At 71.4% G+C, this 18,908-nt stretch carries 20 protein-coding genes; 8 read left to right on the top strand and 12 right to left on the bottom strand.

Annotated features, from left to right (window positions below; all coding sequences use genetic code 11):
* Positions 1-2 precede the first annotated feature (2 nt).
* From RWE79_RS23200 to RWE79_RS23165, 8 genes are read right to left on the bottom strand one after another with little or no spacing between them, the layout of a single operon-like run.
* Positions 3-2,018: an NADH-quinone oxidoreductase subunit 5 family protein gene (locus RWE79_RS23200; protein ID WP_475941985.1), complete on the bottom strand. Its 2,016-nt coding sequence runs from the start codon at positions 2,016-2,018 to the stop codon at positions 3-5.
* Positions 2,015-2,347 carry an NADH-quinone oxidoreductase subunit NuoK gene (gene nuoK / locus RWE79_RS23195; RefSeq protein ID WP_475941984.1) on the bottom strand — a complete coding sequence of 111 codons (333 nt, stop codon included), beginning with the start codon at positions 2,345-2,347 and terminating at the stop codon, positions 2,015-2,017. The genes RWE79_RS23200 and nuoK overlap by 4 nt, the downstream gene beginning before the upstream one ends.
* Positions 2,347-2,889: an NADH-quinone oxidoreductase subunit J family protein gene (locus RWE79_RS23190; RefSeq protein ID WP_475941983.1), complete on the bottom strand. Its 543-nt coding sequence runs from the start codon at positions 2,887-2,889 to the stop codon at positions 2,347-2,349. The genes nuoK and RWE79_RS23190 overlap by 1 nt, the downstream gene beginning before the upstream one ends.
* Positions 2,886-3,458, bottom strand: coding sequence for a NuoI/complex I 23 kDa subunit family protein (locus tag RWE79_RS23185; RefSeq protein WP_475946042.1), 573 nt, complete (start codon positions 3,456-3,458; stop codon positions 2,886-2,888). Before RWE79_RS23185 ends, RWE79_RS23190 begins: the two co-directional genes overlap by 4 nt.
* Positions 3,455-4,417 (bottom strand): complex I subunit 1/NuoH family protein, encoded by a 963-nt coding sequence (locus tag RWE79_RS23180; protein WP_475941982.1) that lies wholly within the window; start codon positions 4,415-4,417, stop codon positions 3,455-3,457. The genes RWE79_RS23185 and RWE79_RS23180 overlap by 4 nt, the downstream gene beginning before the upstream one ends.
* Positions 4,414-5,322 (bottom strand): NADH-quinone oxidoreductase subunit C, encoded by a 909-nt coding sequence (locus RWE79_RS23175; protein ID WP_475941981.1) that lies wholly within the window; start codon positions 5,320-5,322, stop codon positions 4,414-4,416. The genes RWE79_RS23180 and RWE79_RS23175 overlap by 4 nt, the downstream gene beginning before the upstream one ends.
* Positions 5,319-5,894 carry an NADH-quinone oxidoreductase subunit B gene (locus RWE79_RS23170; protein WP_475941980.1) on the bottom strand — a complete coding sequence of 192 codons (576 nt, stop codon included), beginning with the start codon at positions 5,892-5,894 and terminating at the stop codon, positions 5,319-5,321. The genes RWE79_RS23175 and RWE79_RS23170 overlap by 4 nt, the downstream gene beginning before the upstream one ends.
* Before the next feature lie 7 nt (positions 5,895-5,901).
* Positions 5,902-6,270 carry an NADH-quinone oxidoreductase subunit A gene (locus tag RWE79_RS23165; protein WP_475941979.1) on the bottom strand — a complete coding sequence of 123 codons (369 nt, stop codon included), beginning with the start codon at positions 6,268-6,270 and terminating at the stop codon, positions 5,902-5,904.
* 292 nt (positions 6,271-6,562) lie between these two features.
* On the opposite strand from RWE79_RS23165, the gene RWE79_RS23160 reads away from it, so the two are divergent.
* The 7 genes from RWE79_RS23160 (at position 6,563) to rarD (ending at position 15,386) form a co-directional block, all read left to right on the top strand.
* Positions 6,563-7,726 (top strand): sensor histidine kinase, encoded by a 1,164-nt coding sequence (locus RWE79_RS23160; RefSeq protein WP_475941978.1) that lies wholly within the window; start codon positions 6,563-6,565, stop codon positions 7,724-7,726.
* 153 nt (positions 7,727-7,879) lie between these two features.
* Positions 7,880-9,193 carry a sensor histidine kinase gene (locus RWE79_RS23155; protein WP_475946040.1) on the top strand — a complete coding sequence of 438 codons (1,314 nt, stop codon included), beginning with the start codon at positions 7,880-7,882 and terminating at the stop codon, positions 9,191-9,193.
* Positions 9,194-9,349: 156 nt separating this feature from the next.
* Positions 9,350-10,009, top strand: coding sequence for a LuxR C-terminal-related transcriptional regulator (locus RWE79_RS23150; protein WP_475946038.1), 660 nt, complete (start codon positions 9,350-9,352; stop codon positions 10,007-10,009).
* A gap of 252 nt (positions 10,010-10,261) precedes the next feature.
* Positions 10,262-12,166, top strand: a complete 1,905-nt coding sequence (locus tag RWE79_RS23145; RefSeq protein ID WP_475941977.1) for a 2-oxoacid:acceptor oxidoreductase subunit alpha — start codon at positions 10,262-10,264, stop codon at positions 12,164-12,166.
* On the top strand, positions 12,159-13,241 hold the full coding sequence (locus RWE79_RS23140) for a 2-oxoacid:ferredoxin oxidoreductase subunit beta (protein WP_475941976.1): 1,083 nt from the start codon (positions 12,159-12,161) through the stop codon (positions 13,239-13,241). The genes RWE79_RS23145 and RWE79_RS23140 overlap by 8 nt, the downstream gene beginning before the upstream one ends.
* Before the next feature lie 208 nt (positions 13,242-13,449).
* On the top strand, positions 13,450-14,307 hold the full coding sequence (locus RWE79_RS23135; protein WP_475941975.1) for an SDR family oxidoreductase: 858 nt from the start codon (positions 13,450-13,452) through the stop codon (positions 14,305-14,307).
* A 116-nt stretch (positions 14,308-14,423) separates the two neighbouring features.
* Positions 14,424-15,386 (top strand): EamA family transporter RarD, encoded by a 963-nt coding sequence (gene rarD, locus RWE79_RS23130; protein ID WP_475941974.1) that lies wholly within the window; start codon positions 14,424-14,426, stop codon positions 15,384-15,386.
* Here the strand turns inward: rarD and RWE79_RS23125 are convergent.
* Both RWE79_RS23125 and RWE79_RS23120 read right to left on the bottom strand, forming a co-directional pair.
* Positions 15,370-15,597 carry a DUF397 domain-containing protein gene (locus tag RWE79_RS23125; RefSeq protein WP_475941973.1) on the bottom strand — a complete coding sequence of 76 codons (228 nt, stop codon included), beginning with the start codon at positions 15,595-15,597 and terminating at the stop codon, positions 15,370-15,372. The genes rarD and RWE79_RS23125 overlap by 17 nt on opposite strands.
* Entirely contained in the window at positions 15,594-16,406 is an 813-nt protein-coding gene (locus tag RWE79_RS23120; protein ID WP_475941972.1) for a helix-turn-helix domain-containing protein, read from the bottom strand. The genes RWE79_RS23125 and RWE79_RS23120 overlap by 4 nt, the downstream gene beginning before the upstream one ends.
* A 123-nt stretch (positions 16,407-16,529) precedes the next feature.
* Here RWE79_RS23120 and RWE79_RS23115 point away from each other — a divergent pair, with 123 nt between their 5' ends.
* Positions 16,530-17,018: a hypothetical protein gene (locus tag RWE79_RS23115; RefSeq protein WP_475941971.1), complete on the top strand. Its 489-nt coding sequence runs from the start codon at positions 16,530-16,532 to the stop codon at positions 17,016-17,018.
* A gap of 15 nt (positions 17,019-17,033) precedes the next feature.
* On the opposite strand, the gene RWE79_RS23110 is transcribed toward RWE79_RS23115, so the two are convergent.
* Together RWE79_RS23110 and RWE79_RS23105 are read right to left on the bottom strand one after the other, a co-directional pair.
* Positions 17,034-17,930: an ABC transporter permease gene (locus RWE79_RS23110; protein WP_475941970.1), complete on the bottom strand. Its 897-nt coding sequence runs from the start codon at positions 17,928-17,930 to the stop codon at positions 17,034-17,036.
* Entirely contained in the window at positions 17,917-18,900 is a 984-nt protein-coding gene (locus RWE79_RS23105; protein ID WP_475941969.1) for an ABC transporter ATP-binding protein, read from the bottom strand. Before RWE79_RS23105 ends, RWE79_RS23110 begins: the two co-directional genes overlap by 14 nt.
* Positions 18,901-18,908: the final 8 nt, after the last annotated feature.

Raw genomic sequence — 18,908 nt, 5'->3', positions numbered from 1 at the left:
GCTCACGCTCCGACAGCGACGAGGACGGCGAGCACGACGGAGCCGGCCAGCAACACGCTGAGATAGGTCTGTACGTTGCCGGTCTGGGTACGGCGGACGAGCGCGCCGAGCAGCCGGGGTGCCGCGCCCGAGCCGCGTACGTAGGTCTCCACGACCTCACGGTCCAGGAAGCGGACCAGGCCGGCGGCGGCGAGCACGGGGCGTACGAAGAGCACCGAGTAGAGGGCGTCCAGGTGGAAGCCGTGGGCGGCGTGGCGGTGCAGCGGGCCGAGCAGGAGGCGTCCGGGGTCGCCGGGGTCCTGTGCGGCCGCGATGTCGCCGTAGACCTGGGCGTGGGTGTCGATGGCCGCCTCCTCCACGAGTGCGGGCTCCACGCCTGCGGGCTCCGCGCCGGCCGGCTGCGGCGCGACGACCGCTCCGATCGGCGTACGGCGGCGGTCGGCCGTGGCCTGCCAGGCGCCGTAGGCGGCGAGGACACCGACGAGGGCGAATCCGATGCCGAGGACGGAGGTGGTCAGCGTCGGGGCGAGTTCCGCTCCGTCGAACCAGGCGGGGAGGTCGAAGACCTTCGGCACGAGGGAGATCAGGCCGAACCCGAGGGTGGGGACGGCCAGCACCCACAGGACGGCGTTCATCACGACCGGCTCGTGGCCGTGGTCGGCGACCTCGGGGCCCTGGCCCCGGAAGACGAGGAGGAACAGGCGGGTGGCGTAGCCCGCGGTGAGCAGGGCGGTGACCAGGCCGGCGACCAGGACCGTCCAGCCGACGGCGGACGGGATGTGGGCGGTGTGGCCCTCGGAGGCCGTTTCGGCGGCCCGGAGCACGGACTCCTTGGAGAAGAAGCCCGAGAAGGGGGGCAGTGCGGCGAGGGACGCCAGGGCGATGCCCATCGTCCACATGGCGTCCGGGATGCGCTTGCCGAGGTCGCCCATGCGGGACATCGCGGCGAGCGAGTTGGTGCCGGCGGCGTGGATGACCACACCGGCGCCGAGGAAGAGCAGCGCCTTGAAGGCGCCGTGCGACAGGAGGTGGAAGACGGCGGCACCGCGGTCGCCGACGGCCAGCGCGCCGGCCATGTAGCCGAGCTGGCCGATCGTCGAGTAGGCCAGCACCCGCTTGATGTCGTCCTGGGCGAGCGCGGCCAGCCCGGAGCCGATCATGGTCACCGCGGCCATGACGCCCAGCACCGCCATCGCGGCGGCGGAGGTCTCGAAGACCGGCAGCAGGCGGGCGACGAAGTAGATGCCCGCCGCGACCATGGTGGCGGCGTGGATCAGCGCGGACACCGGGGTGGGGCCGGCCATCGCGTCCGGCAGCCAGGTGTGCAGCGGGAACTGGGCGGACTTGCCGGCCACCCCGGCCAGCAGCAGCAGCGCGATCACGGTGGGATGGCTGAGCTCGCCGTGGGTGGCGGCGGTGAGGATGCCGTTGATCCGGAACGTGCCGGCGTCGGTGGCCAGCGCGAACAGACCGATCAGGAAGGGGACGTCACCGAGCTTGGTGACCAGGAACGCCTTGATCGAGGCGGAGCGGGCGGCCTCGGTCTCCCAGTAGTGGCCGACCAGGAAGTACGAGCAGATGCCCATGATCTCCCAGCCCACCAGCAGCACCATCACATCGCCGGAGTAGACGACCAGGAACATCGCGGAGGTGAAGAGGGCGACCAGGGCGGAGTAGGAGACATAGCGCGGGTCGTCGCGCAGGTAGCCGGTGGAGTAGACCTGCACGCAGGTCGCGACCAGGCCGACGAGCACGGCGATCAGGACGGCGAACCCGTCCAGGTGCAGGGCCAGGTCGATGGGGACCGAGCCGGTCGGGGTGAGCTGGTGGGCGGCGTCGGTGGCCGGCCCGCTGCCCTGCCGTACCGCCACGATCGCCGCGAGCACGAAGGCGCCGGCGGTGGGCAGCACGGCGATCGGCTGGGCGAAGCCGGGCGCACGCCTGCCCAAAAACAGGGAGGCGGCGGCACCGAGGAACGGAAGAAGGGGGACGAGGACGGCCAGGGTCGTCACGGTCACGCTGCGGCCTCTGCCTTCTCCTCGCGGTCGGCGAGGTCGGTGAGCTTGTCGACGTCGGACGTGCCGCGGTTGCGGTACACCAGCAGCACGATCGCCAGGCCGATGCCGATCTCGGCGGCGGCCACGACGATGACGAACAGGGTCAGCGCCTGGCCCGCGTGCAGGGTGTCACGGAGCCATACGTCGAACGCGACCAGGTTGAGGTTGACCGCGTTCAGCATCAGCTCGACCGACATCAGGACGAGGATCGCGTTGCGCCGGGCGAGCACGCCGTACAGCCCGACGGAGAACAGCAGGGCGGCCAGCACGGCGGGATAGACGAGGTGCATCAGCGCGCTCCGTTCTTACGGCTGAGCACGATGGCGCCGACCAGCGCGGCGAGAAGCAGGACGGACAGCGCCTCGAACGGCAGCACCCAGTGCTGGAAGAGGAACTGCCCGGTGACCCGGGCCGATCCCTGCACGGGCCCGTCGAGGCCGATCCAGGTCGCCCGGAAGGCGTCCACGACCACCCAGACCAGGGTTCCGGCCGAGGCCGCGGCCACCACCAGGGCGACCCAGCGGTTGCCCGAGTCGGCGTCGGGGGAACGGCCGATGGGCGCCTTGGTGAGCATCAGCCCGAAGAGCAGGAGGACGACCACGGAGCCCACGTAGATCAGGACCTGGACCCAGGCGATGAACTCGGCGGTGAGGAGCAGGTACTCGACGGCGAGCCCGCCCAGCGCGACCACCAGCCACAGCGCGGCGTGCACCAGCTGTTTGGTGCTCACGGTGATCAGGGCGGCCCCCAGGGTCGCGATACCGACCAGGACGAAGACGATCTCGACACCGGTCGGGGAGAGAAAGCCCGGGTGTGCGGCTGCGAGGGTCACGCGTCGCCCTCCTGCGGCTGCGACTGCGGCGGCGCCGGCTGCTGCTGCGCGGCGGCGGCCTTCTCGGCCGACTTCTGCGCGGCGGCCAGTTCCTTGGGGTCCTCGGCACCGGGATCCAGCGGCGGCGGGGCCGGCACGGTCCACATCCACTCGCGGAGCTTGTCGCGCTCATGGGTGAGTTCGAGGATGTCGGTCTCGGCGTACTCGAACTCCGGGGACCAGAAGAGCGCGTCGAACGGGCACACCTCGATACAGATCCCGCAGTACATGCAGAGCGAGAAGTCGATCGCGAAGCGGTCCAGGACGTTGCGGCTGCGCTCGCGGCCGCCGGGGGCCGCGGCCGGCGTCGTCTCCTTGTGGGAGTCGATGTAGATGCACCAGTCGGGACACTCACGGGCGCACAGCATGCACACCGTGCAGTTCTCCTCGAACAGCGCGATGACACCGCGGCTGCGCGGGGGCAGTTCTGGCTGCGCGTCCGGGTACTGCGCGGTGACCGAACGGCGGGTCATCGTACGCAGAGTGACGGCGAGACCCTTGGCCAGGCCGGAGCCGGGAACGGGCATCAGGAGATCACCACCTTGACGACGCCGGTGAGCGCGATCTGGGCCAGGGCGAGCGGGATGAGCCCGGTCCAGGCCAGTTTCTGGAGCTGGTCCTCGCGCATCCGGGGGTAGGTGACCCGCAGCCAGATGACGACGAAGGCGAGGGCGAAGGTCTTGAGCAGCGTCCACAGCCAGCCGACGCTGTCCGGCCACGGCCCGTGCCAGCCGCCGAGGAACAGGACGGTGGTCAGAGCGCACAGCACGACGATGCCCGCGTACTCGGCGAGCAGGAACAGCGCGAAGCGCAGACCGGTGTACTCGGTGTAGGCGCCGAAGATGATCTCCGAGTCGGCCACCGGCATGTCGAAGGGCGGCCGTTGCAGCTCGGCCAGGCCCGCCGTGAAGAAGACCACGGCGCCCACGAGCTGCCAGGGCGTCCACCACCAGTGGTACGCCTCCACGATCCCCGGGAGGGAGAGCGTGCCCGCCGCCATCGCCACCGAGGCGGCGGCCAGCAGCATCGGCAGCTCGTACGCCATCAGCTGGGCGGCGGTCCGCAGACCGCCCAGGAGGGAGAACTTGTTGGCCGACGCCCAGCCCGCCATCAGCGAGCCCAGTACGCCGACGCCCATCACGGCCAGTACGAAGAACAGACCGGCGTCGACGGCCTGACCGACGAAGCCGTGCGGGCCGACCGGGATGGCGATCAGGACCAGGAGGTACGGCAGCAGGGCCACCGCGGGCGCGAGCTGGAAGATCCTGCGGTCCGCGTCGGCCGGGACCACGTCCTCCTTCTGCGCGAACTTCACGCCGTCCGCGACCAGCTGGGCCCAGCCGTGGAAGCCGCCCGCGTACATCGGGCCGAGGCGGCCCTGCATATGGGCCATGACCTTGTGCTCGGTCTGGCCGACGACCAGGGGGAGGGTGAGGAAGACGACGAGCACGGCGACGAGTCGCAGGGCGACATCAAGCACGTCGTTCACTGGTCCTGGCCTCCTTCGCCCGCGGCGGGCTCCGCGGCGGGCTTCGCCGGTGGTTCAGCGGGTGGTTCTGCCGGTGGTTCTGCGGGTCGCTTGTCAGAGTCGGGAGCGGTGGGAGCGTCGGGTGGTCCGGTCGGTGCCTGCGCGGCGCCGCGCGGCCGCTCCCACGGGGCGTCCGGGGCGGCGGCCTGGCTGGCGGAACCCTCGCTCACCGAGCGCGCCCGCCGGGCGGGCCGCTCGCCGGCGCCGGCGGCAGCCGCAGCCGCACCCGCGCCCGCACCGGCGCGGGCGCCGCGGGCGGGCCTCGCCGGGGCGGGCGGGAGCTGGCCCTTCATCGGGCCCCAGTCGTTGGGGTCGGGGACGCCCGGCGGCAGCATCGTGCGGCGCTTGGGCCCGCCGTGCGCGGCGCCCGCCGCGGGCTCCCCCGGTTCCTTGGCGCCCGGCCAGGTCTTGGCGACGCGCGCGGCCAGCACGAAGTCCTTGCGCAGCGGGTGCCCCTCGAAGCCCTCGGGGAGCAGGAGCGGCAGCAGGTGCGGGTGGCCGGTGAAGCCGATGCCGAACATCTCATGCGTCTCGCGCTCGTGCCAGCCGGCGCCCGCGTAGACGCCGGTGGCGGTCGGCAGGGCGGCGGCCTCGTGCGGGACGGTGGTACGGACGAGCAGCCGGCGCACCCGGCCCTCGCCCAGGGCGACGACGTGCGCGCAGACCCGGAAGCCGGTGCCGGGCTCGTCGACGGCGCTCAGCCAGTCGAAGAACGTGCAGCCCAAGGTGGAGCGGGCGGTCTCCAGGGCCGCGATCCACGAGCCGGCGGGGACGTCCACCGTCAGCAGGCCGTACGCCTCCTCCGCCGTGGCCTCCTCGCCGAAGAGCTCGGCCGCGGCGTCCGGAAGCCGGTCGTAGGGGTTCATCCGCCGTCCTCCGTGACAAGGCCGCTGCTCAGCTGGGCGGCGGAGGGCGGCCGGGGCTCCGCGTAGCGGTCGGCGAGCGACTCGCGGGCGATCTTCTCCTGGAGCTTGAGGATGCCCTGCAGCAGCGCCTCGGGCCGGGGCGGGCAGCCGGGGACGTAGACGTCGACCGGGATGATCTGGTCGACGCCCTTCGTCACGGAGTACGAGTCCCAGTAGGGGCCGCCGCAGTTGGAGCAGGCACCGAAGGAGATCACGTACTTCGGCTCGGGCATCTGCTCGTAGAGCCGCTTGACGGCCGGGGCCATCTTGTCGGTGACCGTGCCGGAGACGATCATCAGGTCGGCCTGGCGCGGCCCGGGGGCGAAGGGGATGACGCCGAGCCGGATGAAGTCGTGCCGGGACATGGAGGCGGCGATGAACTCGATGGCGCAGCAGGCCAGCCCGAAGTTGAAGACCCACAGGCTGTAGCGGCGGCCCCAGTTCAGGACCACCTTCATGGGTTCGGGGGCCAGGCGGGCGAGCGTGCCCAGCCGCCGGGGCTCGGGCAGGTTCACCGGGGTGTTCACGTCCATGGGATGTTCACGTCCATTCCAGAACCCCCTTCTTCCAGGCGTAGAGCAGGCCGACGGCGAGGAAGCCGAGGAAGACGAACATCTCCACCAGCGTCGTCGCGCCGAACCCCTTGGCGGCGAAGACCGTCGCCCAGGGGAAGAGGAAGATCGCGTCGACCGCGAAGATCACATAGAGGAAGGAGTAGACGTAGTAGCGGATCTGGGTGTGCGCCCAGCCCTCGCCGACCGGGTCGACCCCGCATTCGTACGTGAGCAGCTTCTCCGGCGTCGGCAGGTCGGGTCGCAGCAGCCGCCCGGCGCCGAAAGCCACGGCGACGAAGAGCACCCCGACCACCGCGACCAGGCCGATGACCGAGTAGCCGTGGAAGTAGTCCACGTCCGTCCGCCCCTCGATTCTCGTCGTTCGCTCGTTGTCCAGCGATCCCGGTGGATCTTTAGAGGATCTGTACGGACGGAGTGTAGGCCCTGCCCCCGGGGTGCCGGGCAACCAGATGGGCCAGAAATGCGTCCGCGGCCGTGTACCGAGCCGCGTCCTCGGCCGCGTCGGGGCCGCGTCGGGGCCGCGTCCGGGGCCGCGACGGGGCCGCGTCGGCCTCGGGATAACCCCACCATCCCCCTCGTACGCACCCCATGGCGCGAGACACCGGCCGCCCGGCAGGCTTGGGCTCATGAGCCAGCCACAGAGCGCCGAACCCCTTTCACTGCCGCCCGCACGCTTCGCGTTCGACCGGGTGACCTGGAAGGAGATCGCCTACCTGCTGGTGAATCTGCCGGTCGACGTCATCGGCTTCGTCTACGTCGTGGTCGTCCTCGTCCTCGGCATCGGGCTGTCGGTGACCGTGGTCGGGCTGCCGCTGCTGGCGGTCGGGCTGGCCGGGTGCCGGCTGGCAGGGCGGCTGGAGCGCGGACGGGCCCGCGGCATGCTGGCGGTGGGGGTCGAGGAGCCCCGGCCGCTGCGGGTCGGGCGGCTCGGCTTCCTGCCCTGGCTGCGGACGTCGATCACGGACCCGGTGGGGTGGCGGCACGCCCTGTACTTCTTCATGCGGCTGCCGTGGAGCATCACCACCTTCGCCGTGACCCTTGTGTCGCTCTTCGTGGCCTGGCCGGTGCTCCCCTTCATAGCGCGCGGCCTGGCCAACGCGGACCGGGCCATGGTCAGGGTGCTGCTTCAGCCCTCCGACGAGCTGGAGCGGCGGATCGCCGAACTGGAGTCGGACCGGGGCACGGTGGTGGACACCGCGGCCGCCGACCTGCGCCGTATCGAGCGCGATCTGCACGACGGGGCCCAGGCCCGACTGGTGGCCCTGGCGATGGATCTGGGGCTGGCGAAGGAGAAGCTGCTGGAGGGCGAGGCCGACGACCAGGTCGCGCGGATGGTCGAGGAGGCGCACGGCGAGGTGAAGCTCGCGCTTCAGGAGCTGCGCGACCTGGCCCGGGGCATCCACCCCGCGGTACTGACCGACCGGGGCCTGGACGCCGCCCTGTCCTCGATCGCCGCGCGCTGCACGGTCCCGGTGAAGGTGACGGTGGACCTGCCCGCCCGGCCGGCCCCGGCGATCGAGGGCATCGCGTACTTCACCGTCTCCGAACTGCTGCAGAACATCAGCAAGCACAGCGGGGCCCGTACGGCGGGCGTCGAGCTCTGGCGCTCCGGCGACCGGCTGATGATCCAGGTCCGCGACGACGGTCAGGGCGGGGCCTCCGCCGGCGGCGGCTCGGGGCTGGCCGGCCTGGCCGGGCGGCTGGGCTCCGTCGACGGCCTGCTGGTGGTCGACTCCCCCGCGGGCGGCCCCACCGCCGTCACCGCCGAACTCCCCTGGCGGGACCGCTGACCGGGCGGCCCCGGACGGTGGGGATATCCCCCGCCTGAAGAGGCCGATCCGCACCATGGGCGGGGCGCCGCCGCCGTACCAGGCTGGAACCGACGCGGAACCACCACGGAACCACCGCGGAACCCCACCCATCGAGGACGGACGGACATGACCATGGCGTACGGATTCCCTTCGGATACCCCGGGGCACCGGGTGCCCGCGGTGCTGCGCGCGCCGGTCGAGGGCCGGACCTGGCGGGAGCTCGCGTATCTGCTGCTGAACCTCCCGATGGGGATCATCGGCTTCGTCTGGACGGTGACGATGATCGCGCTGGGCGCGGGGCTGCTGGTGACCTTCCTGGGCGTCTTCGTCCTGGCGCTGCTGCTCGCGGGCTGCCGGGGCCTGGGGGTCGTGGAGCGGGCGCGGGCGCGGGCGCTGCTGCGGCTGGAGGTGGCCGAGCCGGGGCCGGTACGGCCGAAGGCGCGCGGCTTCATGCCCTGGCTGGGGGCGCAGCTCGGCAACGGGGTGTCGTGGCGGCACGTGCTGTACTGCCTGCTGCACTTCCCGTGGGGGATCTTCACCTCCACCGTCTCGCTCTCGCTGGTCACCTACGGCTGGGGCTTTCTCACCTACCCCCTGTGGAAGTGGGTCTTCCCCCGCTACGTCCACCAGCCCGGTCTGCAGGTGTACGGGGACGCGCACGGCAACAGCTGGTGGCTGGACTCGCCCTTCGAGGTGGGGCTCACCTCGTGCTTCGGGCTGGCACTGGTGCTGGCCATGCCGTGGCTGGTGCGCGGTATGGCGCACCTGGACCGGCTGCTGGTCTCCGGGCTGCTCGGGCCGTCCCGGCTGGCCACCCGGGTGACCGAACTGGAGTCGGACCGGGGCACGGTGGTGGACACCGCCGCCGCCGACCTGCGCCGTATCGAGCGGGATCTGCACGACGGGGCGCAGGCCCGGCTGGTCGCCCTGGCGATGGGGCTGGGGCTGGCGAAGGAGAAGCTGCACGAGGACCCGAAGGCCGCCGCCACCATGGTCGGCGAGGCGCACGGCGAGGTGAAGCTCGCGCTTCAGGAGCTGCGGGATCTGGCCCGGGGTATCCACCCCGCGGTACTGACCGACCGGGGCCTGGACGCCGCCCTGTCCTCGCTGGCGGCGCGCTGCACGGTCCCGGTGTCGGTGACGGTGGACCTGCCGGGCCGGCCGGTGCCGGCGATCGAGGGCATCGCGTACTTCACCGTCTCCGAGCTGCTGCAGAACATCAGCAAGCACAGCGGGGCGTCGCGGGCCACGGTCGACCTGTGGCGGTCCGATGACCGGCTGATGATCCATGTCCTCGACAACGGCCGCGGCGGGGCCTCCACCGCCGCCGGTTCCGGGCTGGCCGGCCTGACCGAACGCCTCGGCGCGGTGGACGGCGTCCTGGCCGTGGACTCCCCCGCCGGCGGGCCGACCACGATCGCCGCCGAACTGCCCTGGCGGACCTGAACGTCCCCATCCCTTCCCGAACCCCGAACTCCCCGAACTCCCCGAACTCCCCGAACTCCCCGCAGCCAGGACCGGTATCCCCCCGCGCCCGCGCCGCGATGCTGGAATGCTGGGCCGGTACACGAGGACGTGGGGGGCTGGAACGTGGAGGACAGGGTGCGGGTCGTCATCGCCGAGGATTCGGTGCTGCTCAGGGAGGGACTGACCCGGCTGCTCACCGACCGCGGGCACGAGGTCGTCGCCGGGGTCGGGGACGCGGTGGCGCTGATCAAGGTGATCGGTGAGATGGCGGACGAGGGCGCGCTGCCGGATGTCGTGGTGGCGGATGTGCGGATGCCGCCCACCCATACGGACGAGGGGGTGCGCGCCGCCGTCCTGCTGCGCGCCGAGCATCCGGCGCTCGGTGTGCTGGTGCTGTCGCAGTACGTGGAGGAGCGGTACGCGACCGAGCTGCTGGCGGGCAGCAGCCGCGGGGTCGGTTATCTGCTGAAGGACCGGGTGGCCGACGTACGCGAGTTCGTGGACGCCGTCGTGCGGGTGGCGCGGGGCGGGACGGCCCTGGACCCGGAGGTGGTGGCGCAGCTGCTGGGCCGCAGCCGCAAGCAGGACGTGCTGGCGGGGCTCACCCCCCGGGAGCGCGAGGTGCTGGGGCTGATGGCGGAGGGCCGTACCAACTCGGCGGTCGCCAAGCAGCTGGTGGTCAGCGACGGGGCGGTCGAGAAGCATGTGAGCAACATCTTCCTCAAGCTGGGGCTGGCGCCCAGCGAGGGGGACCACCGGCGGGTGCTGGCCGTGCTCACCTATCTGAACTCCTGAGAATCTGACACCCTGTCAGGTAATGGGGTGGCAGGGGAGCCGCGCAGGAACTGAAGGACCGCTCGCGGACGTCCTTTCCGTTAGGGGAGAGCCGCGGCTCCGGGGGCGAGGCATCATGACGGAACGTGGCGCCGGGGCAGCACGAAGTGCGCGCTTCCCCGGGAAGGCGACCCTTACCCCCGTACGATGGCCGGTGGGACAAGGGGTCACGACCTTGTGCGTGAGCCGCCGCCTCGAAGGAGGTCCGATTCAGTGACCAGCCAGGTCAGCAGCCCGGCCACCGAGCACCATGTTCTCGGTGTGCAGCGGAAACCGGCCAAGGAGACCAGACGCCTGGACCGGGTGATCATCCGGTTCGCGGGGGACTCCGGGGACGGAATGCAGCTCACGGGTGACCGTTTCACCTCGGAGACCGCGTCGTTCGGGAACGACCTCTCCACGCTGCCGAACTTCCCGGCCGAGATCCGCGCGCCCGCAGGCACCCTGCCGGGCGTTTCGTCTTTCCAGCTGCATTTCGCCGACCACGACATCCTCACGCCGGGCGACGCGCCGAACGTGCTGGTGGCGATGAACCCGGCCGCGCTGAAGGCCAACGTCGGCGACCTGCCGCGCGGCGCGGAGATCATCGTCAACACCGACGAGTTCACCAAACGCGCGATGGCCAAGGTCGGATACGCCGCCTCCCCCCTGGAGGACGACTCGCTGAGCGGCTACGCGGTGCACCCGGTGCCGCTGACCACGCTCACCGTCGAGGCGCTCAAGGACTTCGACCTGACCCGCAAGGAGGCCGAGCGCAGCAAGAACATGTTCGCGCTGGGCCTGCTCAGCTGGCTCTACCACCGTCCGACCCAGGGCACCGAGGACTTCCTGCGCAAGAAGTTCTCGAAGAAACCGCAGCTCGCCGAGGCGAACGTGGCGGCCTTCCGGGCCGGCTGGAACTTCGGTGAGACGACCGAGGACTTCGCGGTCTCCTACGAGATCGCGCCCGCCTCCGCCGCCTTCCCGGCCGGCACCTACCGCAACATCTCGGGAAACCTGGCCCTGTCGTACGGGCTGGTGGCGGCGTCCGCGCAGTCGGATCTGCCGCTGTACCTGGGCTCGTACCCGATCACCCCGGCCTCCGACATCCTGCACGAGCTGAGCAAGCACAAGAACTTCGGCGTCCGCACCTTCCAGGCCGAGGACGAGATCGCCGGCATCGGCGCCGCCCTGGGCGCGGCCTTCGGCGGCTCGCTGGCGGTCACCACCACCTCCGGTCCGGGTGTCGCCCTCAAGAGCGAGACGATCGGGCTGGCGGTCTCGCTGGAACTGCCGCTGCTGGTCATCGACATCCAGCGCGGCGGGCCGTCGACCGGGCTGCCCACCAAGACCGAGCAGGCCGACCTGCTCCAGGCCATGTACGGCCGCAACGGCGAGGCCCCGGTGCCGATCGTGGCCCCGGCCACCCCGGCGGACTGCTTCGACGCGGCCCTGGAGGCCGCCCGGATCGCGCTGACCTACCGGACGCCGGTCTTCCTGCTCTCCGACGGCTATCTGGCCAACGGCAGCGAGCCCTGGCGGGTCCCGGATCTGGACGATCTGCCGGATCTGCGGGTGCGGTTCGCCACCGCGCCCAACCACGAGGGCGAGTTCTGGCCGTACCTGCGCGACCCCGAGACCCTGGCCCGGCCCTGGGCGGTGCCCGGCACGCCCGGTCTGGAGCACCGGATCGGTGGCATCGAGAAGCAGGACGGCACCGGCAACATCTCCTACGACCCGGCCAACCACGACTTCATGGTCCGCACCCGGCAGGCCAAGATCGACGGCATCGCCGTCCCGGATCTGATCGTCGACGACCCGGACGACGCCCGGACCCTGGTGCTGGGCTGGGGTTCGACGTACGGGCCGATCACCGCCGCCGTCCGCCGGATCAGGGGCGCCGGCGGGCGGGTGGCACAGGCTCATCTGCGGCACCTCAACCCCTTCCCGGGCAATCTCGGCGAGGTGCTGGGGCGTTACGACAAGGTCGTAGTACCGGAGATGAACCTCGGCCAGCTCGCCCATCTGCTGCGGGCCGAGTACCTGGTGGACGCCCGTTCCTACACCCAGGTCACAGGACTTCCCTTCAAGGCCGAACAGCTCGCGGACGCCATCAAGGAGGAGAGCGCGGATGTCTGAGGCACCTGTCGTCGACGATTCGGCGCCGGGGCTGCCGGCGTTGAGCCTGGTTCCCAAGGCCGACGCCGAGCAGTCGATGAAGGACTTCAAGTCGGACCAGGAGGTGCGCTGGTGCCCCGGCTGCGGGGACTACGCGATCCTCGCCGCCGTGCAGGGCTTCATGCCCGAACTCGGCCTGGCCCGCGAGAACATCGTGTTCGTGTCCGGGATCGGCTGCTCGTCCCGCTTCCCGTACTACATGAACACCTACGGCATGCACTCCATCCACGGCCGTGCCCCCGCCATCGCCACCGGGCTGGCGAGTTCGCGCCGGGATCTGAGCGTGTGGGTGGTGACCGGTGACGGCGACGCGCTGTCGATCGGCGGCAACCACCTCATCCACGCCCTGCGGCGCAACGTCAATCTCAAGATCCTGCTCTTCAACAACCGGATCTACGGCCTCACCAAGGGTCAGTACAGCCCCACCTCCGAGGTCGGCAAGATCACCAAGTCGACCCCGATGGGCTCCCTGGACGCGCCCTTCAACCCGGTCTCGCTGGCCATCGGCGCCGAGGCCTCCTTCGTCGCCCGCACCATCGACTCCGACCGTAAGCACCTGACGGGCGTGCTGCGCGAGGCCGCCGCCCACCCGGGCACGGCGCTGGTGGAGATCTACCAGAACTGCAACATCTTCAACGACGGTGCCTTCGACGCCCTCAAGGACCGGACCACCGCCGAGGACACCCTGATCCGGCTGGAGCACGGCCGGCCGATCCGCTTCGGCGCGCAGGGCTCCAAGGGTGTCGTGCGCGACCCGGCCACCGGTGACCTCGGGGTCGTCGAGGTCACGGCGGACAACGAACACCTGGTCCTGGTCCACGACGCGCACGCGGCCGGCCCCACCACCGCCTTCGCGCTGTCCCGGCTCGCCGACCCCGACACCCTGCACCACACGCCGATCGGCGTGCTGCGCAGCGTGCGGCGGCCGGTCTACGACACCCAGATGTCCGACCAGCTCGAAGCCGCCGTCGAGCAGCACGGCAAGGGCGACCTGGGCGCCCTCCTCGCCGGCAACGACACCTGGACCGTGCTCTAGAGCTCGGGTCCCAGGGCCTTTTGGCGGTGTCGTACGCGTCCCGGGCGGACATCACGTCCGGGACGCGCCTCCGGCGCGTTCCTCTGAGCACTTACTTCCAGAGCAGTACCTTACTTCAAAGTGGGTACTTTCTAAAAGTTAGTACCGGCTCTAGCGTTAGTTGTGCATCCGCACCCCACGCCTCCCGGAACACAGGAGAACGCATCCCATGAGCATCGTCGTCACCGGAGCAACCGGAGCACTGGGCCGCCTCGTCATCGACGAACTGCTGGCCAGGGTCCCCGCAGGGCAGATCGTCGCCGTCGTGCGCGACGAGGCGAAGGCGGCCGGCATCGCGGACCGCGGCGTCGGACTCCGCGTCGCGGACTACAGCAGGCCCGAGACCCTGGCGGGCGCCTTCCAGGCCGGTGACGTCGTCCTGCTGATCTCCGGCAACGAGCCCGGCCGGCGCGTCGACCAGCACACCGCGGTCATCAACGCCGCCAAGGACGCGGGCGTGGCCCGGATCGCGTACACCGGCATCCTCGGCGGCCCGGACGCCGACTTCGCGCTCGCCGCCGAGCACAAGGCCACCGAGCAGGCCGTCCTCGACTCCGGCCTGACGTACACCTTCCTGCGCAACGGCTGGTACACCGAGAACTACACCGCCCAGATCCCCGTCCAGCTGGAGCACGGCGTCGTCGGCGCCACCGGCGAGGGCAGGATCGGCGCGGCGGCCCGGCAGGACTTCGCCGCCGCCGCGGCCGCCGTCCTGACCGGCGAGGGCCACGAGAACAAGGCGTACGAGCTCAGCGGCGACCAGGCCTGGACGCTGGCCGAGTACGCCGCCGAGCTGTCCCGGCAGTCCGGCAAGGAGGTCGCGCACGCCGACGTCCCGCCGGAGGCCCTCAAGGGGATCCTGCTCGGCGCGGGCCTGCCCGAGCCGTTCGCCGAGATCCTCGTGGATGTCGACGTGGCCGGTATCTCGCGCGGCCTGCTGGAGGGCGGCAGCGGCGACCTGTCCCGCCTCATCGGCCGCCCGACCACCCCGCTCGCCGACACGATCGCGGCGGCGCTCAAGGGCTGACGCCACCGCGTTCCGCATGACGCCCACGACGGTCATGACCGTTGTACGGAACGCAGATGACACCCCCTGTCCGGCGCGCTACCGTCAAGCGGTCGCCGTCGGCCCGGGAGGCTGCTTTGAAGGATCAGCGCACGGGACTGGTCTCCGGAATCGCCGCCTACGGCATTTGGGGACTGGTCCCGCTCTTCTGGCCGCTGCTCAAGCCGGCGGACGCGGCCGAGATCCTCGCCCACCGGATGGTGTGGTCGCTGCTCTTCGTCGCCGTCCTGCTCCTGGTGACCCGCCGGTGGCGGTGGATACCGGAACTGCTGCGGCAGCCCCGCCGGCTCGGGCTGCTGGCGCTCGCGGCCACCGTGATCTCCGTCAACTGGGGCATGTACATCTGGGGCGTCAACAGCGGCCATGTCGTGGAGACCTCGCTCGGCTACTTCATCAACCCGCTGGTCACCATCGCCCTGGGCGTCCTGGTGCTGCGCGAGCGGCTGCGCCCCGCCCAGTGGGCCGCCGTCGCGACCGGGCTGGCCGCCGTCGTGGTCCTGACCGTCGGGTACGGGCGGCCGCCGTGGATCTCACTGACCCTGGCCTTCTCCTTCGGCACCTACGGGTTCGTGAAGAAGAAGGTCGACATGGGCGGCCTGGAGTCCCTCGCCGCCGAGACCGCCATCCAGTTCCTGCCCGCGCTGGCCTACCTGATCGTGCTCGGCGCCCGCGGCGGCAGCACCTTCACCACCGACGGCGCCGGACATGCCGCGCTGCTGGCCGCCACCGGCGTCGTCACCGCCGTGCCCCTGGTCTTCTTCGGCGCCGCCGCGATCCGGGTGCCGCTGTCCACCCTGGGGCTGCTGCAGTACCTCGCGCCGGTCTTCCAGTTCCTGCTCGGCCTGGTGTACTTCGGCGAGTCGATGCCGCCGGCCCGCTGGGCGGGCTTCGCCCTGGTCTGGGCGGCGCTGGCGGTCCTGACCTGGGACGCGCTGCGCACCGCCCGCCGGACCAGGGTCCGGGCACGGAACGTCCCCGTCCCCGGCGTGACCGCGGGGGACGGGGACGTACAAGCCGCTACCACTACCGCCGAACTCTGACACCGACGTGGGCGACGAAGGCGGCCCAGGCATCGGTGGGGAAGGCGAGGGCGGACCGCGATCTGTCCTTGGAGTCGCGGACGTGGACCGTGCCGGGGGCGGCGGCGACCTCGACGCACTCGCCGCCCTCGTTGCCGCTGTAGCTGCTCGTGAACCACGCCAGTTCCAGGGACGATGCCCCGGAAGCGGGCGTGCCGTGCTCGCTGCTCATAGTTCTCCTGCCAGCCGTTCGATGAGGTTCGCTGATTCCTCGGGGTTCAAGGCCTGTGCGCGGATGATGCCGTACCGCTGCGTGAGCACACTGACCTCGTCCCGATCGGAGATCAGGAAGCTGCCGCTCTGGCCTTCGACATAGGCCAGACTGCGGCGTTCGGGGGTTTCGAGCAGCACCATGGGGCCGTCGAGACCGGAGTGGGTCTCGCGCCAGGTCGGCATGACCTGCAACGAGACGTTCCGCATGCTGCCGCAGTCCAGCAGGCGGCGCAATTGAGCTTTCATTAATTCCCGCCCTCCGATGGGGCGTTGAAGCACGACCTCCTCGATGACAAAGCCCAGCACGGGAGCCGGCTTGCGGGTCAGCACGCTCTGCCGGTCGAGGCGGGCCGCGACCCGGCTCTCGATCTCCTCGTCGTCCAGCGGCGGGCAGCGGGCGGCGATGACCGCACGCGCGTACCCCTCCGTCTGGAGCAGACCGGGGATGGTCTGGTTCGCGTACAGGTACATGCTCACCGCCTCCGCCTCCAGCAGGGCGAAGTCCTGGAACCAGGAGGGGTAGCGCTCCTGGGCGAGGAAGGGGGCGGCGGCCATCAGCAGACCCCGGGCGCCCAGCACGTTGTCTGCCTTGTCGATGAAGTCCTGCTTGGGGATCCGGCGGCCCTGCTCCACCGCGCTGACCATGGACTCCGAGTAGTCGATCCGCTCGCCGAGCTCGGCGCGGGTCAGCCCGGCCTCGGTGCGCAGCCAGCGCACCTGCCCCCCGAAGACACGCAAGGTAGCCGACGATCCGTCGCTCTGACTCACGACTCCGCCCCCTTTTTCCCGTGTCCGTACATCTGCCCACCCGGCCCGCACCCGCCTGCACAACCCGTCCTGTGGTCGCGCCGGTCATGTCGACGCTAGCCCCGTGACGGAATCGTTGGGTCCATGAACACAGAACCTCCCACCGACGAGGAACCGTCCGCCTATCCTTCCGCTCCGGCACCCTTCCGCCCGCCGCTCCCCTATCGCCCGGAATGGGTACCCGCCTCGGGACACCAACTCAGCCGTACGGGTGTCCAGTTCGACGCCGTACGAATCGCGGGGCTGCGGGCCGAGGAGGTCGCCGACGAACTCGCCGACGAGACCGGCGACGATGCCGGGCCGATCATCCGCGAGGCCGTCGGCAAGCGCTGGATGTACTTCCTCTGCCCGCCCGGCAGCGCCACCGACTACCGCTGGCCGCCCGGCATCATGCGGCTCAGCGGCACCTCCACGAGCGTCGGCTACGTCGGCGTGCCCGCCCTGACCGGGGACACCTGGCCGCTGTCGTGGTACTCCCGGCCCACCGAGGAGACGCCCTTCGTCGACGCTGAGCTGCTCTACCGCACGCTCTGCCGGCTGGTGGGCTGGCACCCGGTCACCGAAGGCGCGTAGCCGCCGCGCACGCCGTCAGGCGGTGATGTCGCGGGTGGTGAGGCGGGCCCAGGCCGCGGAGCCGAAGACGGCCGCGTACAGGCCCTGGAGCCCGAGGTCGCGGCGCAGCCCGTCCCAGGAGACCGGGTCGCGCAGGAGGTCGGCGAAGCTGAGCCAGTAGTGGGTGAACAGATAGGGCTGCACCGCGTGCAGCTGCGGGATGGTGTCGACGATCTGGACGGTGATGAGCAGGCCGACGGTGGTGGCCATGGCGGCGATGCCGCTGTCGGTGAGCGTGGAGACGAAGAGGCCGAGGGCCGCCACACCGATGAGCGAGGCCGCGACGGCGGCGGCGATCAGCAGGGCCCGCCAGAGGCCCTCGGAGAAGGAGATCGTCGTGCCGGACAGCAGGGTGACGTCGCCGAGCGGGAACAGCACGCTGCCGACGGCAAGCCCCGAGACGGCCACGGTCAGGGTGCCGACGACGCAGAACGCCAGGACGGAGGCGTACTTGACCAGCAGCAGCCGGGTGCGTCCGACGGGGGCGACCAGAAGGTAGCGCAGGGTGCCGGCGTGCGCCTCCCCCGCGACCGAGTCGCCCGCGATGACGCCGACCGCCATCGGGAGGAAGAAGGGCAGGGTGGCGGCGAGGCCGGTGAAGACCAGGAAGAGGCCGTTGTTGGTGATCTGGGCGATGAAGGCGGGACCGCCGCCGCCCTCGCCGCCGCCCCCGGCTGATCCGCCGTCGCCGGTCTGCAGCTTGACGGCGATGCCGATGAGGACCGGGACACCGGCCAGGACGGCCAGCAGGGCCAGGGTGCGCCGGCGTCGCATGACGATGGTGAACTCGCTGCGGAAGAAGCCCGGCGACCACCGCCACCGGCCCCGTGGCTGGGTACCGGCCGGCGACGGCACGGTCTCAGCCCGCGACATCGAAACCCTCCCCGGTCAGGGCGAGGAACGCGTCCTCCAGGGAGGCCCGTTCCAGGCCGAAGGCACGGACGCGGACACCGGCGGCGACCAGGGCCGCGTTGAGGTCGGCCAGATCGGGCACGGGCCCGGGCGGCAGCGGCAGCTCCCCGGTGACCTTGCCGTCGGTGAGCCTGCTGTCGGTGAGCCTGCTGTCGGTGCCGGTCGCCAGGTCCGTCACGCCCAGCTCCTTGAGGACACGTACGGCCTCGGCGGTGTCCGGGGTGGTGACGGCCAGCCGGCTGCGGGAGGCCAGGGCGTCCACCGGGCCCTGGGTGATGAGACGGCCCCGGGACATGACGGCGGCGTGGGTGCAGACCTGCTCGATCTCGTCCAGCAGGTGCGAGGAGAGGAAGACCGTGGTGCCGTCGGCGGCCAGGCCGGTGACCAGGGAGCGGATCTCCCGCATGCCCTGCGGGTCGAGGCCGTTGGTGGGCTCGTCCAGGACCAGCAGCTCACGGGGGCGGAGCAGGGCGGCGGCGAGGCCGAGCCGCTGCTTCATGCCGAGCGAGTAGGCGCGGGCCTTCTTCCCCGCGGCCGCCGCGAGACCGACCCGGTCCAGCGCCCCGCCGACCCGGGCACGGCGGGTGCGGGGGTCGGCGGTGGGGTCGGCGCAGTCGTAGCGGAGCAGGTTGTCGCGGCCGGAGAGGAAGCCGTAGAGGGCGGGGCCCTCGATGAGCGCCCCGACCCGGGGCAGGACCGTACGGACCGCGTCCGGCATGGGCGCACCGAGCACCCGGGCGGTCCCGGAGGTCGGTGCGATCAGACCCATGAGCATGCGGATGGTGGTCGTCTTGCCCGAGCCGTTGGGCCCGAGGAAGCCGAAGACGCTGCCGCGCGGCACGGTCAGGTCGAGTCCGTCGACGGCGAGCTGCCCGCCGCGATAGCGCTTGGTGAGCCCATGGGTCGAGATCACGGCGGGCAACTCTTCCATCGGTCCTT

The sequence above is a fragment of the Streptomyces sp. RLA131 genome, assembly GCF_056270125.1.
The sequence above is the reverse complement of the archived record's forward strand: the minus strand, read 5'-3'. Positions and strand labels throughout refer to the sequence as shown.